This is a genomic window from Reyranella massiliensis 521 (genome assembly GCF_000312425.1).
Taxonomy (GTDB): Bacteria; Pseudomonadota; Alphaproteobacteria; order Reyranellales; family Reyranellaceae; genus Reyranella; species Reyranella massiliensis.
Genome location: NZ_HE997181.1, coordinates 2,799,675 through 2,814,229, shown reverse-complemented (window position 1 = coordinate 2,814,229; position 14,555 = coordinate 2,799,675). Strand labels below are relative to the sequence as shown.

7 protein-coding genes are annotated in these 14,555 nt (G+C 66.2%); 3 read left to right on the top strand and 4 right to left on the bottom strand.

Going from position 1 to position 14,555, the window contains the following annotated elements; all coding sequences use genetic code 11:
* Window positions 1–50: 50 nt before the first annotated feature.
* The 4 genes from BN60_RS13895 to BN60_RS13880 form a co-directional block, all read right to left on the bottom strand.
* The gene (locus BN60_RS13895) at window positions 51–7,370 is read right to left on the bottom strand and encodes a DUF4114 domain-containing protein (protein ID WP_020696684.1); all 7,320 of its coding nucleotides are present in this window, start codon (window positions 7,368–7,370) and stop codon (window positions 51–53) included.
* 317 nt (window positions 7,371–7,687) lie between these two features.
* On the bottom strand, window positions 7,688–8,980 hold the full coding sequence (locus tag BN60_RS13890) for an adenylosuccinate synthase (RefSeq protein WP_020696683.1): 1,293 nt from the start codon (window positions 8,978–8,980) through the stop codon (window positions 7,688–7,690).
* 214 nt (window positions 8,981–9,194) lie between these two features.
* Complete coding sequence (locus BN60_RS13885) at window positions 9,195–9,641, bottom strand: hypothetical protein (RefSeq protein ID WP_020696682.1); 447 nt, start codon at window positions 9,639–9,641, stop codon at window positions 9,195–9,197.
* Between the two features lie 51 nt (window positions 9,642–9,692).
* Window positions 9,693–10,856 carry an ATP phosphoribosyltransferase regulatory subunit gene (locus BN60_RS13880; RefSeq protein WP_020696681.1) on the bottom strand — a complete coding sequence of 388 codons (1,164 nt, stop codon included), beginning with the start codon at window positions 10,854–10,856 and terminating at the stop codon, window positions 9,693–9,695.
* A 151-nt stretch (window positions 10,857–11,007) separates the two neighbouring features.
* On the opposite strand from BN60_RS13880, the gene BN60_RS13875 reads away from it, so the two are divergent.
* From BN60_RS13875 to BN60_RS13865, 3 genes are all read left to right on the top strand, one after another.
* Window positions 11,008–12,603 carry a B12-binding domain-containing radical SAM protein gene (locus tag BN60_RS13875; RefSeq protein ID WP_020696680.1) on the top strand — a complete coding sequence of 532 codons (1,596 nt, stop codon included), beginning with the start codon at window positions 11,008–11,010 and terminating at the stop codon, window positions 12,601–12,603.
* Between the two features lie 79 nt (window positions 12,604–12,682).
* Window positions 12,683–13,213, top strand: coding sequence for a P-loop nucleotide/nucleoside kinase family protein (locus tag BN60_RS13870; RefSeq protein ID WP_020696679.1), 531 nt, complete (start codon window positions 12,683–12,685; stop codon window positions 13,211–13,213).
* Window positions 13,214–13,362: 149 nt separating this feature from the next.
* Window positions 13,363–14,535 (top strand): phosphoserine transaminase, encoded by a 1,173-nt coding sequence (locus BN60_RS13865; protein WP_020696678.1) that lies wholly within the window; start codon window positions 13,363–13,365, stop codon window positions 14,533–14,535.
* Window positions 14,536–14,555: the final 20 nt, after the last annotated feature.

The window sequence follows — 14,555 nt, the reverse complement described above, 5'->3', positions numbered from 1 at the left end:
GACCGATCAGATAGCCCGAACCGGCTCTCCGGTACAGGCCAGCGTGACGGTCACACCAGCCAGCCGTTCCCGTAGGAGCTGGTGAAGTCGAGCTGCACCAGCAGGTCGTTGTAGTCGTGGTCGCCGCCGCCACGCACGTCCTCCCAGCCCCATGTGTTGAGGCCGTAGTTCCAGACGTGGTTGACGTTCTGGCCGCCGGCGCTCTCGTTGGCCTGGGAAAATGCCCAGAAGGTCGAGCCGGACGTCTGGTTGGTGAGCTGCATGGCGATCAGGTCGCCGGAGTCGACATTGCTCAGCCCGGCCTGGGTGTAGTTGCCGTAGCCCGGTCCGGCCAGCGCATTTCCGCCGCTCGTGAACTGGTAGGCGCGGCCCTGGGCGGCGGCGGCATAGCCCGCGTCACCCGGCGCCAGTCCGCCGATCGTTCCAGAGAGATCGTCGACCCGGTAGAGGCTGAGGGACAGCTTGTCCTCGCCGTTCTGGCGCACCCGCACGACGGCAACCTGATCGTCGAGGCCGTTCACGGTCTCGGCCACGGCGACCGGGCGTGCCACACGCACGGCGCTCGTGCCGGTCACGAAGTCGGCGAAGCCAAAGGGGCTGCTCAGCGAGCCCTGGATCGCGTCGGCCTCCGAGGCATTGATCGACACGCCGACACTCTCGCCGGCCGAGACCGACGCCTGCATCACCGCGCCCTGGCCGGCCTTGTCGAACAGCCGCACCAGGGCGGGATCGAAATCGGCCTGCAGGGATTGCTGCGCCAGCCGCGCGGTCCAGGCGTAGGTGGAGGAGGCGCCGCTCAGGAAATCGACCGAGCTGCCGCCGAGGTCGAGCCCGACCATCGCGCTGCCGGCGGACATGGTCTGGAACAGCAGGCTCTGGCTGGCGCCGCTCGCCCAGCCGTCGCCCGCGGCGTCGAGCATGTCGGGACTGTCGGCGTAGGTGGTCTGGGCATGGGCAATGGTGGTCAGCGCACGGGCCAGCAGGACGCCGTTGGGCGAGCCGAGGCCGGTCGCCAGGTCGTATCCAGGAATCGCCGAATAGCCGAAGCCGGTCGGCGTCAGGTCGGTGCCATTGGAGTGGTAGCTGCCGCCCAGGGTGAACGACGAGGTGTTGTTGCCCATGGTGATGTCGTTGAACGCCGCCGGGGCGATCGCGGAGGCGATGTAGAGCAGGTCGTTCATGTAGCCGAGGTTGGGCAGCCCCTGATCCGCGAAGATCGTGTTGAGCTGCACGCCGAGCGAGGCCCAGAGCGGCGTGGCGGCGCTGGTGCCGCCGTCCGGCCCGGTACCCACCATGTCGGCGTTGGGCGTGAGGTAGGAGAGGTTGCCGCCGGCATTGGCCGAAACGTCCGGCGCCCCGCGGCCCGTCTGCGCGGTCGGGTCGGAGGTGACCGGCCGCAGGCCGTAGGCAAGCTGATAGTCCGGAATCGGTTGCGTCGGGTCGACGCCGCCGGAGGTCGTGGTGTTGACGAGATAGCCGCCCTCGAACGGCGAGTTGCTGATCGTGATGTGGTTGCCGACGACGAAATACTGGTTCCACACCGTTTCGGCGAAGGTCTGCAGCGCGGCGAGGTTCTGCGGCAGGGCGGTCAGGCCGCCGGCCATCAGCCGCCATAGCGTCGCCTGGTCGTTGGCGAGCGCCGGCGCGACCAGCGACGGGTTGAGCGTGACGTCATTCTCGGCGGCGTCGAAGGTCGAGAACGACGTGCCGCCGACCATCACGTTGTACGGGCTGGTCTCGTTGTAGGAGAGGTTGGTGAGGCCGTTGCCGGTCTCGTTGCCCGATCCGCCGTCGCCCAGCGCGTTGAACAGCGAGACGTTCTTTAATGCCGCGTCGAGCTGGAGCTGCCGGTACGCCGCGTAGAAGGGCGAGTTCGGGCTCATGCTCTGGTCGTCGCCGAACGAGCTGGAGAGCACCGCGGCCGTCAGCGCGGGATCCCACAGCGCGCTCTGGATCGCCGTGAAGGTCGAGGCGTCGGCGTTGCCGTTGTAGCCCGAGCCGTTGAACAGATAGATGTCGCTGTTCGGATTGATGCTGGCCACCACGCCAACATCGAGCGAACGTTCGCCCGCGCCGCTGTTGTAGGTCTGGCCGTTCTCGCCCTGGACCGAGACGGTGCCGTTGCCGGTCTGGCCCACCGAGGCGAGATATTCGGTCAGCAATTCCTGGAACGTCTTGGTCTGGCTGGGATGCAGAGCCGAACCGATGCCCGGCTCGATCAGGCCGATCGCGCCGGTCTCCACGTCCAGACCGGCCAGCGGGAAGTTGTAGAGCTCGGAAATCTGCTGCGGCGAGAGCGTGAGGCCCAGGCTCGAATTGTTGCCGGGGCTCTGCGCGCCCTGCGGCAAGGTCGTCGAAACGCCGGGCGTCATGTTGGACGGCGGCGGCACATTCTCGGTGTCGAACCACAGGCCCTGGATGTTCCATTCTTCCGGCAACAGCAGGTCGCCGTTCCAGAAGACGAATTCGTTGTCCTCCTGCGTGCTCTGGTAGAGCGTCGTGCCGAACAGGCTGGCGAACTGCTCCGCAGTGTTGAGTTCGACCCAGATGGTCCGCGACTCGGCGGAGGAGACATAGTCGCCCTTGTTCGCCGAATCGGTGCCGTCGAGGATCGTCAGGCCGTAAGTGGTCGTCAGTTGCTCGACGACGGAATTGTAGAGCGTCTGGTCGGCGCCGTAGGTGGTCCACAGCGTACCGTTGTCGTTCATTTCGGCCAGCGTCTGCTGGCGCGTGCCCCAGTCCTCGGCCAGCAGCGCCGTCGGGTCCTGGGCGCGGTCGAGGATCAGCGCGACGTTGAGGCCGGCGAACGTCGCTTCCGAGACGTCGCTCGCCTCAAGCCCGTAGGCATCCATCACGCTGGTCGCGTCGTTGATGCGCCAGCCCGTGAAGTCGAGATAGCTCGAATGCTCGACCGCAGTACCGGCCAGCAGGTTGACGTTCGAGGTCTGCAGCGAGGAGAGCGTGACGCCCTGGAGCTGCGCCATATCGGAGATCGCGAGCGTGGAGCCGCCGGCGGTGTCCGTGAAGGAGCCGCCGCCGCCCTGGATGCTCATGTCGGCGATGCGGACATTGCCGCCGGTGTCCTGGTAGGCGACGAGATAGTGGTTCAGCGCCCCGTCCTGCGGACCTGCGAAGGTGATGGGGTTGGCCTGGAGGGCAGCGGCAAGGTCGGCCGCGCCCACGAAGCCGCCGGGGCTGTCGATGCGAATGACCGTGGCGTCGTCGACGGTGATCGTGCCACCGGGGCCGACGATGTTGCTGAAGATGGCTGCGCCGGGCCGCGGCGCATCGCCGTCGGCGGAGCGGATGAGGTTGCTGAAGGCGGCCAGCGAGATGTCGATCATGTCGCCCGAGCCGCCCGAACCGACGACGAAGTTCTGGACCGTCGTCATGTCCGCGCTGGTGCCGGTGCCCATGCCGCCGTTGGTGCTGGCATTGGTCACCGGCCCGCCGAGCTGGCCGGTCGCCTGGCCCCACCAGCCGAGCTGCGGGATGTCGTTGGCATCGACGACGCTGCCGGTGATCGGCGACACCGACGAACCCGGCTGCAGGGCGTCAGCATTGGTGAGGCTGTTGCCGGCGAAGAGCTGGACGCGGGTGCTTGCGGTGTGGCCGGCCGCCAGGATGATCGTGTCGGCGCCGCCGCCGGTATAGATCGTGTCGGCCAGCACAAGGCTCGCGGTGCCGGTGATCTTGTCGTTGCCGATCGAGCCACCCAGCACGTTGCCGGCCGTCGTCGAGCCGGTGATCGTGGCGCCGATGCTGCCGTGGACCGACAGCGAGTAGGAGAAGTCGTGCGAGCCGACGGGCATGATCAGCCCGCCGTCGGTGTTCACGTAGGACTGCTGCACGACGCCCAGATAGGTCGCGACCGTATCCGAATCGCCGGTGTTGTAGATGCCGCCGACCACGTTCTGGTAGGCAATGTTGCCGGTCAGCAGCTCGCTGCCCGGGAGCTGGATGGCAGTCCATACCGCGTCGCCGAACGTACCGTCGGGGTTGAGCGTGATCGCGGCCATGGCAGGGCCGCTGTCGGTGGTGGCGACCAGATTGAAGCCGCCAGGAACCGCCGTGATGTTCTCGAAGTGGGTGAGCAGGCCACCGGCCTTGTTGAAGCCGTTGTAGAAGGTGAGGTTGGAGAATTCGCCGGTGGAGGCGTTGTAGGTCTGCAGGAACGCCGCGTTGAGGCCGGTGCCGTCCTTCGATCCGCCGGCGATGGTGTAGGTGTCGCTGCCGACGCCGTTCTGCCAGATGCCGTACAGCGATGTCAGGTTGTCGTAGCTGCCGTTGACGTTCATCAACGTGTATTGGCCGGTGGCGATGTTGTAGATGAAGCCGTTGGCGCCGAGCAGGATGCCGCCCGGCCCCGAGATATCGTAGTTGCCGACCACGAGGTTGCCCTGCGTGCTGTGCAGGATCGTGTTGGCGACCGTGCCGGGCACCGTCACGCCGCCCACGACATTGACGCCGTTCGAGGGAACGGTGACCTCGGTCCAGGTCCCGCCGATGCCGGTGATCGGGCCCTCGTAGATCATGCCGTGATTGAAGACGCCGGCCGGATTCTCGGCATACTGATAGCTGCCGACCGCCCGCACGTTGCCGAGGCCGATTCCAGGCGTGAAGATCGCCGTGTCGGGGCCGTAGAAGGTCGCCGTCGTCACGGTCTGGCCGGCGAAGGTCGGATCGAGCACGTAGAACTCGCCGGCGGCCGTGTTGTTCAGCGGCCCGTGATAAAGATAGGCCTCGGTGCCGGTGGAGCCTTCCACGGTCTTGCTGCCGGTCAGGATGACGGTGCCGTCGAGGCTGGCGCGCACGCCGGTGGTGATGTTGCCGGGCTCGAGGATCGACTGATACTCGACCTGGGTGTGCGTGCCGCTCATCAGGGCGTCGGTGGCGGCCTGCGAGTTGAACAGCGTCGTGCCGTTGGTGACGCCCGAGACCGCGCCCTGCATTTCGGCGAGGCTCGGCGGGTCGAGCGGCGTGGACGCGAAGGCGGTCGTGAAATAGGACGCCGCGAGGATCTTGGCGTTCATCGCCACGACGTCGTTGTTCTGCGCCGAGGAGGCGATGTCGTAGACGAGATTGGCGAAGGGGATGGCGCCGTCGAAGAACGCCTCGCGCCAGATCGTCTGTTCGGAGGTGGTGGCGTTGCGGCCGAACAGATTGTTGAAGCTCTGGTTGATGAAGCCGTTGGTGAGGGCGATCTGCTCCAGAGTGGGCGACGTGACCGGCGTGGTCAGGCTGGCCAGTGGCGCATAGATGCCGATTGCCGGCGAGGCGGCGAAGTCCTCCGACGCCTTCAGCATCGCCGCGGCAATCGAATCGCCGCCCAGCATCAGGCTCAGCACCTCTTCCATGTCCTGGCGGAAGCCCACGGGATCGGCGGCGCGGCCGAACCAGCCGATGAACAGCGATTCGAGCTGCCCGGTCGGCGACTGCCAGGGCAGCGCCCCGTGGGCGCCGTTGCCGTAGATCAGGTTGACGCCGCCGTCGTTTTGGATCGCGCCGCCGCCGTTCGGCAGCACCGGCTGGGCCACGATGTTGAGCCCGATATAGTTGTTGATGACGGCATTGTAGTTGGTGCCGGCGGCCAGGGTGACGCCGGGGCCGGTATTACCGCTGATGACGTTATACGAAACGGCGGGCGAGGGCAGCGGCGTCCAGCCGACCAATGGCGATCCCACGATGTTGCCGACGCCGGTGCTCGATACCAGCACGCCGCCCAGGCCGTTGGCGATCGCCGCCAGCTCCTGGATGTTGGTGCCGATGGCGCTGTCGGCGATGACATTGTTGTAGGCGGTGCCGGTGATCTCGATGCCGTAGCCCGCATTGCCGGAAACGGTGTTCTGGCGGATCACCGACAGGTTGCCGATGAGGTCGGTGCCGCCCACGAAATTGTCGTGCGCATTGCCCGAGAAGACGATGCCCGAACCGCCGTTGGGGAAGGCGCCGTCGCCGCGGGTGTCGAGGCCGACGATGTTGGGCACGATGGAGACGCCCCAGGCGTTGCCGGAAATCTCGATGCCGTTGCCGGTATTGCCCGAGATGACGTTGGTCTGGATCGTCTGGTTGCCGCCGGTCGAGGTGACCAGGATGCCGTTGGCCCCGTTCGGCGCGGCGCCGAAGAATGCCGTGGTGCCGCCGAAGGTATTGAGCGTGCTGAAGCCGCTCGCCGTGTCCGCTACCTCGATGCCGTTCTGGACGTTGCCCGAGATGACGTTGCCGAGCGGGATGACGCCGCCCACCTGGGTGTTGCGTGAATTGCCGTCGATCAGCAGGCCGTCGAGCTGGTTGCCGACGATGGTGTTGTTGTCCGCGCCGAGGCCCAGGAAGTTGGCCTGGATGACGACGTTGTCGGCATTGGTGACGTGGACGCCGTTGCCGAGATTGCCGCCGATGACGTTGTAATAGATGAACGGATTGTCGACGAAGACGCAGCCGCTCAAGGTCACGGAATCGGACTCGAGGATGGCGACGCCGTCGCCGGTGTTGCCGAGGGCGGCGAGGCCGTTGGCGGTCGTGCCGACGAAGTTGCCGCTGAGTGTGTTGCTGTTCGAGCCGGTGTCGATCTGGATGCCGTTGCCGCCGTTGCCGGACACCAGGTTGCCGAGCGGCGGCGTCACCACGACGACGTCGGCGATGTTGCCCTTGTTGCCCGTCGGGTTGTTCTGGTCGCCGCTGGCGTCGTTGCCGGCGACGGCGCCGCCGATCATGTTGCCGGTCGCGCCGTTGGTCAGCCAGATGCCGTGGCCGCCGTTGGCCATCGCGGTGTTGCCGTCGGTGCTGGTGCCGATCCGGTTGGAGACGATTTCGTTGTTGTCGGCGCCGTTCAGCGTGATGCCGTTGCCGCCGTTGGCCGAGATGACGTTGGACACCACGCCGGTCGCGGGCTGGCCGCTCTCGGCCAGGGTCGCCGCGTCGGGGTTGAAACCTAGATTGTTGCCGGACGAGGTGGCAGCCACGAACACGCCGTCGCCGGTGTTGCCGGCGGCCGAACCGTCGAGGGCGAGGCCGATATAGTTGTTGTTGAGGGTGATGCTGCCGGCATGGAGGGTGACGCCGTTGCCGGTTGCATTGCCCAGCGACAGGCCGACCAGCTCCGAGCCTTCCGAACCGGCCGCGAAGACCAGGCCGGCATTGCCGTTGAAGTCGATCCCGACGGTCGGCGGGTTCCCCGTGGCCGGGTTGCCGGCGACGATATCCACCGGCCTGGTGAGCGACGGCAGGTCGCTTCCCAGGACGATCGTTCCCGTTACTGCGAACTCGATGGTGTTGGTGACGCCGGCTGGTTCGGCATTGGAGGCTTCGATGGCTGCTCGTAGTGAACCCGCACCGCTGTCATTGAGGTTCACGACAGTGAAAGTAGCCATCCAGCGCTCCGTCTGCTCACACAACGATTCCGAGGTAATCCGAAATCGCGCGGACGATATCACGACAAAATCACACGGTGTGAGCAGCGTTCGATGAAGAGAGCGATTCTTCCGACGAATAAGCCTATCGGACGCATATCTGGCGGCTTTGTTTGCACGCCTCGATGCCAAGGTTCGTCAGGTAGCGGACAACGCGTGGACGCAGTGCAATCTTCTCTTGGAATCACTGCATCGAAGACTCGATATGATGCAAAAAGGTTGGAGCGGATGGCGCTGGATCGAGCGGGCCAGCACCATCCGGGTCGTGACGGTCCCGCCTAATCGCGGAACGGATCGGTCATGAGGATCGTGTCTTCGCGCTCCGGGCTGGTGCTGAGCAGCGCTACCGGGCAGCCGACCAGTTCCTCGACGCGGCGCACGTACTTGATGCAAGTGGCCGGCAGCTCGGCGAAGGAGCGCGCGCCCCTGGTGCTTTCGCTCCAGCCCTCGAAGGTTTCCCAGACCGGCTTGATCTTGGCCTGCGCGCCCATGGTGAAGGGAAAGCGCTCGATGCGCTTGCCGTCCAGCTCGTAGCCGACGCAGACCTTGATCTCCGACATGCCGTCCAGCACGTCGAGCTTGGTGAGCGCGATGCCGTCGATGCCGTTCAGCTTCACCGCCTGGCGCACCATCACCGCATCGAACCAGCCGCAGCGGCGGCGGCGGCCGGTGTTGGTGCCGAACTCGTTGCCGCGGTCGCCCAGGCCCTGGCCGATCTCGTCGGTCAGCTCCGTGGGGAAGGGGCCGTCGCCGACGCGTGTCGTGTAGGCCTTGGCGATGCCCAGCACATAGCCCACGGCGCCGTTGCCCATGCCCGAGCCGATCATCGCCTGCGCCGCCACCGTGTTCGACGAGGTGACGAACGGGTAGGTGCCGTGGTCGATGTCGAGCATCGTGGCCTGCGCGCCCTCGAACAGGATGCGCTTGCCGTCGGCGCGCAGCGCGTCGAGCCGCTCCCATACGTCTTCGGCAAAGGGCAGGATCTTGGGCGCGAGTTCGATCAGGTCGGCGAGGAGCTGCTTGGCGTCGACCGTCGGCCGGCCCAGCCCCTGGCGCAGCGCATTGTGGTGCGCCAGCAGGGTGTTGACCTTCTTCTCCAACACCTCGGGTTCGCCGAGATCGCCGACGCGGATGGCGCGGCGGCCGACCTTGTCCTCGTAGGCCGGGCCGATGCCGCGGCGCGTGGTGCCGATCTTGATGGTGCCGGGCACGTCTTCGCGCCAGCCGTCGAGATCGCGGTGCAGCGGCAGGATCAGCACGGCGTGGTTGGCGATCTTCAGCGTCTCGGGCGTCACGGAAACGCCCTGGCTCGTCACCTTCTTCACCTCTTCGAGGAAGTGCCAGGGATCGACCACGACGCCGTTGCCGATGATCGAGAGCTTGCCCTTGCGCACCACGCCCGACGGCAGGAGCGCCAGCTTGTAGGTCTGGTTGCCGATGACGAGCGTATGGCCGGCATTGTGGCCACCCTGGAAACGCACCACCACCTCGGCGCGCTCGCTGAGCCAATCCACGATCTTGCCCTTGCCCTCGTCGCCCCATTGGGCGCCGATCACTGCCACGTTGGCCATTCCACTGTCCCTTCACACATGAAAACGCCTCCCCGGGGCCGATGCCGGAGAGGCGTGAGGTCGGATAGCACTTCCCCCCGCCTCGGGCGAGGTCAAATGCGTCCTCCGCAGGGGGTGGGGGCCCGGCCTTTTGGCGCAGCCAAGCCCATGCACGGTCGCTGCCGGTTTGCCGCCGGCCGAGGCGCGCGGGCTTGCCGCCCGGTCCGTCGTTTCTCTAGAGGTCGATGGCGAGGCGGAGTTTGAACATCTGCCGCTGGAACAGCGCCACGTCCAGCGTCGGATCGAGGCCCGTCGTCTGCCCCCAGGCCTGAATGTTCCAGGCGCCGGACAGGGATACCCCCTTTCCCAAAGTGGCGTAGAAGGTCGGCCCCAGAAAGACGGCTTGCCCCGTCAGATTCCCGAAGGCGAGGGCATCGAAGCCGCGCCGGTAACGCACCTCGCCGCCCAGATAGACGCCCTCCCAAAGCCGGGCGGTGGCTGCCGCCGAGAAGGCCAGTTCCGATCCATCGAGGTACAGGCCGGTCGAATAGTTGCGGACCTCTCCGAAACCGTAGGAGAGGTTGAGCGCGGCAAACAGAATTCCGGGCACGATCTCGCGATCGGCGGCGGCGGCGATGGTGGCTTCCGTGCGGGTGTAGCCGGGTCGACGCTGCGCCATCATTTGTTCGATCGTCCTGCGCAGAGGCGAAAGTTCGGATCGTCGCCGGCCCTGCTACAGCGGCACCGCGTCTCCGTCGATCAGGGCGTGGCTGCAGCGCAGGCGCTTGGCTTCGGCGCGAGGTTCGGGCGCGGCCAAGACCGCGCGCACGACGGCATAGCCCTTGGCCTGCCACGGGGCCGCGTCGCGCCACGGCGTGCCCAACTCGACATAGAGGCGTGGCCGTTCGGGCGGGGCCTCGGAGGCGGCCAGCACGGCGTCCATGTAGAGCGTGAAGCCGGTTGCCGGTTCGCTGACGCCGTCTTCGGGATAGCCCGCGGAATAGCGGCCGCCGCGCGCCAGTTCCTCGCGCCCCTTCAGCGCGAACACGCAGAAGGAAACGCCGGTCTGATATTCGAGGCCGCGATACTCCACCGGATCGATGGTGAGCGGCAGGTCGGGCTCGGCCGCCTGGATGAGCTTCACCACCTCGGCAAGCCGTGCGGCTTCGGCGGCCGCCGCGGCGGGGAGCTTGAGTTTGCCGAGCTGGGCAATGCCCTGATCGGCCGGACCCGCCGCGCGCAGCAGGCCCGCGAACATCTCCGTCACCTTCTTGTCGGTGGAGGCCTTGGCGATGGCGCCTTCGTCCTTGCGGTCGAGCGCGCGGCGGAGTTTCTGCATCGCCTCGGCCGGTTGCTTCAGGCCGGCGGCGACGGTGGCCACCAGGGTCGGCAGGTTGAGGTCCACCGAAAGTTCGGCGACGCCGATGGCGCGCAGCGCATCGACCGTGAGCAGCACGGCTTCGGCATCGGCTTCGGCGCTGTCGACACCGATCAGCTCGGAACCGACCTGCGCGAATTGGCGTTCGGGCTTCAAGGCGCTGCCGCGCACGCGGATGACGTTGCCGCCGTAGGAGAGGCGCAACGGCCGCGGCTCGTGCTTCAGCCGCGTGACGGCGATGCGCGCCACCTGCACGGTCATGTCGGGCCGCACGCCCATCATGCGCTGCGAAACGGGATCCATCAGCCGGAAGGTCTGCGAGGCGAGCGCCGCGCCGGGCCCCCCCAGCAGGGACTCTTCGAATTCGACCATGGGCGGCTTCACGCGCTCGTAACCGAAGGCCGCAAAGCGCTCGATGGCGACGTCGATGGCGCGGGCCTCGCGCGTCGCATCCGGGGGCAGAAGATCGGCGAGGCCAGCCGGCAGGAGGCCACGATGGTCGTTGTCGTTTGAAGTCATGATGCCGCTTGATAGCCGATTGGCGCCGCCATGGGGAGCAGCAAGGAGGGGGCGGCAGGAAGGACGGCAAGGGGCAGGTTGAGGAGGTCTCAGCGGGCCTGTACTGTCGCCTCTCGAAGCCTGCGACCTACTCCACCAAACTGGAGGAAGAATGAGCTTGAAAGTGCTCATGGTCTTCCCTCGCTTCAACGAGAATTCGTTCTGGAGCCTGAGGGCGGCCTGCAAGATCTACGGTGCGCAATGTCCGACGCCGCCGCTCGGGCTCCTGACCCTGGCGGCGCTGCTGCCGCAGGAATGGACCATGCGGCTGGTCGATCGCAACGTCCGCACGCTGAAGCCGGCCGATCTCGCCTGGGCCGATGTCGTGATGACGGGGGGCATGCTGCCGCAGCGGGTCGATGCGCTCGACGTGATCCGGCTCTGCCGGGAGGCGGGCAAGCCCGTGGTGGTGGGCGGTCCCGATTCGACCTCGTGTCCGGAAATCTACGACGCCGCCGACTTCCTGGTGCTGGGCGAGGCCGAGGGCATCATCTCGGAATTCGTCGCAGCGTGGAATCGCGGCGAGCGCAGAGGCAGGCTCCGGGCGGAGAAGTTCACGGCCGACGTCACCGCCAGCCCGGTGCCGCGCTTCGACCTGATCAACGCCCGCGACTATCTCTATGTCGGCGTGCAGTTCTCGCGCGGCTGTCCGTTCAACTGCGAGTTCTGCGACATCATCGAACTCTACGGCCGCGTGCCGCGCTCCAAGACCAACGAGCAGATGCTGGCCGAGCTGCAGGCGCTCTACGACACCGGCCATCGCGGCCATGTCGATTTCGTCGACGACAATCTGATCGGCAACAAGAAGGCGCTGAAGCTTTTCCTGCCGCTGCTGGAGCAGTGGCAGGCCGAGCGCGGCTATCCGTTCATGTTCTCGACCGAGGCGTCGATCAATCTGTCCGACGACGCGCAGCTTCTGCAGATGCTGGCGCGCGCCAACTTCTTCGTGGTGTTCGTCGGCATCGAGAGTCCCGATACCGATACGCTGGTCTCGACGCGCAAGAAGCAGAACACGCGGCGCAGCCTGGCCGAGAGCGTGCACAGGATCTACGCCGCCGGCATCTTCGTCATTGCCGGTTTCATCGTCGGCTTCGACACGGAGAAGGGCGATGTCGCCGAAGGCATGATCGACTGCATCGAGGCGACCAGCATTCCCGCCGCCATGGTCGGCCTGCTGACGGCGCTGCCCAACACGCAGCTCCATCGCCGCCTCGACAAGGAGCAGCGCCTGCTGCCGTTCCAGAGCGACTTCAGCGGCGATCAATGCACCGCCGGCATCAACTTCATCCCGAAGCGGCCGCGCCGCGAGATCCTCGCCGACTATCGCGAGATCCTGGCCTCGGTCTATGCGCCCGACGCCTATTTCGACCGCGTGCGTACCGTGGCGCTGGCGCTGCGCCGCCCGACATTGGGCGACGGCGCGCCGAAGAAGATCGGCTGGCGCGAGGCCGTCGCGCTCGCGAAGATCATGGTGCAGATGAACATCCTGCGCCCGCAGCTTCGTCGCCCGTTCTGGCGCACCGTCGTCGAGGTGGCGAAGAAGAATCCGGCGGCGCTGGAAGCCTGCCTGATCCAGCTCGTGCTCTACCTCCACCTCGGTCCGTTCGCGCAATACGTGCAACGCGAACTCGACCGCCAGATTGCCGAACTCGACAACGCGCCCGCCGAAGTCTACGTGCCGCCCGCCGCCGCCATCGCCGCGCAATAGTCGCTGCGTTCATCGAATGGTGTCGGCTGACATTTGAAGGAGTGGAAGTGCAAGGGCGGAAGATGTAGGCAGTCGCATCATGCGTTTGCTCTTCATCTATGGTCCTGTTGCGTCGGGAAAGCTGACCATTGCCCGGCTCGTCGCTGAACGAACCGGCCTGTCGCTGTTCCACAATCATCTGATCGTCGATGCCGTTGCCGCGGTATTCCCGTTCGGCTCGCAGGAGTTCATCGACTTACGCGAACGCTTCTGGATCGAAACAATCTCGACAGCGGCCAGGACGGGGCGATCCCTTGTCTTCACCTTCGCTCCGGAACCTACCGTCGCCAACGACTTCCCGGATCGCATCTCTCGTTTGGTTGAAGCGGCTGGCGGTGAAGTGACCTATGTGGCGTTGGATGTAGGGCCGGAGGAGCAGGAACGCCGCCTCGTTGCCCCCGATCGCGGTGCTTTCGGCAAGCTTCGATCCACGGAGATCCTTCGCGACCTGCGAAGCTCTATGGACACTTGCATGCAGGCCATGCCGCAGCCGGCGATGCGCATCGATACTGGAGCAACGACACCCGACCAGGCCGCCGACTCGATCGTTCAGATGATGAAAAGGCTCTAACGGGCAATCGCGCCGAAACGTTCTTGGAGCAGTCCAGAAAATCGGGCTTGCGACAATCGCCCCACATTGACGGAACGCGCCTCTCCCCGTATATCGGCGCCGGGCCACGCTCCCCCACCGGAGTGCAGCTCTTCTGTAAGGGAGAGGTTATGATGACTAAGCCGAACATGCGTCCGGCGCGTCCCGATTTTTCATCCGGACCCTGCGCCAAGCGTCCTGGCTGGACGCCCCAAGCTCTCAACGATGCCGCCACAGGGCGGTCCCACCGATCCAAGCTCGGCAAGAAGAAGATTGTCGAAGCGGTCGATCGCACGCGCAGTGTACTGGGCATTCCGGCGGACTATCGCATCGCCATCGTGCCGGCGTCGGATACCGGCGCGGTCGAGATGGCGCTGTGGTCGCTGCTCGGTGCGCGGCCGGTCGACATGCTGACCTGGGAAAGCTTCGGCGAAGGCTGGGTCACGGACGTCGTGAAGCAGCTCAAGCTCAAGGACGTGCGCACGCTGAAGGCGCCGTATGGCCAGATCGCCGACCTCAAGGCGGTCGACTGGACGCACGATGTCGTCTTCACCTGGAACGGCACGACCTCCGGCGTGAAGGTGCCGAACGGCGACTGGATCGCCGACGACCGCGAAGGTCTTGCGATCTGCGACGCGACTTCGGCCGTCTTCGCCATGGACCTGCCGTGGCAGAAGCTCGATGTCGTCACCTGGTCCTGGCAGAAGGTGATGGGCGGCGAGGGCGCGCACGGCATGCTGGTGCTGAGCCCGCGCGCGGTAAAGCGCCTGGAGAGCTACACGCCGGCCTGGCCGATGCCGAAGATCTTCCGCCTGACCTCGGGCGGCAAGTTCTCCGAAGGCATCTTCAAGGGCGAGACGATCAACACGCCGTCGATGCTTTGCGTCGAAGACGCGATCGACGGCCTGCGCTGGGGCGAGAGCGTCGGCGGGCTGAAGGGCCTGATGGCGCGCTCCGAGGCCAACCTCGGCGTGCTCGAAAAGTTCGTGGCGGACCGAAAGTGGGCCGCCTTCCTCGCGGCCGACAAGACCGTGCGCTCCAACACCTCGGTGTGCCTCGTCATTTCCGCGCCATGGTTCACCGCTCTGCCGGCCGACAAGCAGGCGGCGGCGGCCAAGAAGATGGCCGACCTGCTCGAGACCGAGAAGGCGGGCTACGACGTCGGCTCCTACCGCGACGCCCCGCCGGGCCTGCGCATCTGGTGCGGCGCCACGGTCGAGAAGAGCGACCTCGAAGCCCTGCTGCCGTGGCTCGACTGGGCCTACGGCGAGATCGAGCGCGAGTTCGGCAAACAAGCGGCGTGATTTTCTCCTCCCCCGTCATC

Coding starts and splice junctions, on each gene's coding strand:
- BN60_RS13895 (WP_020696684.1), bottom strand. CDS start 7,370: ATGGCTACTTTCACTGTCGTGAACCTCAATGACAGCGGTGCGGGTTCA.
- BN60_RS13890 (WP_020696683.1), bottom strand. CDS start 8,980: ATGGCCAACGTGGCAGTGATCGGCGCCCAATGGGGCGACGAGGGCAAG.
- BN60_RS13870 (WP_020696679.1), top strand. CDS start 12,683: ATGCGTTTGCTCTTCATCTATGGTCCTGTTGCGTCGGGAAAGCTGACC.
- BN60_RS13885 (WP_020696682.1), bottom strand. CDS start 9,641: ATGATGGCGCAGCGTCGACCCGGCTACACCCGCACGGAAGCCACCATC.
- BN60_RS13875 (WP_020696680.1), top strand. CDS start 11,008: ATGAGCTTGAAAGTGCTCATGGTCTTCCCTCGCTTCAACGAGAATTCG.
- BN60_RS13865 (WP_020696678.1), top strand. CDS start 13,363: ATGATGACTAAGCCGAACATGCGTCCGGCGCGTCCCGATTTTTCATCC.
- BN60_RS13880 (WP_020696681.1), bottom strand. CDS start 10,856: ATGACTTCAAACGACAACGACCATCGTGGCCTCCTGCCGGCTGGCCTC.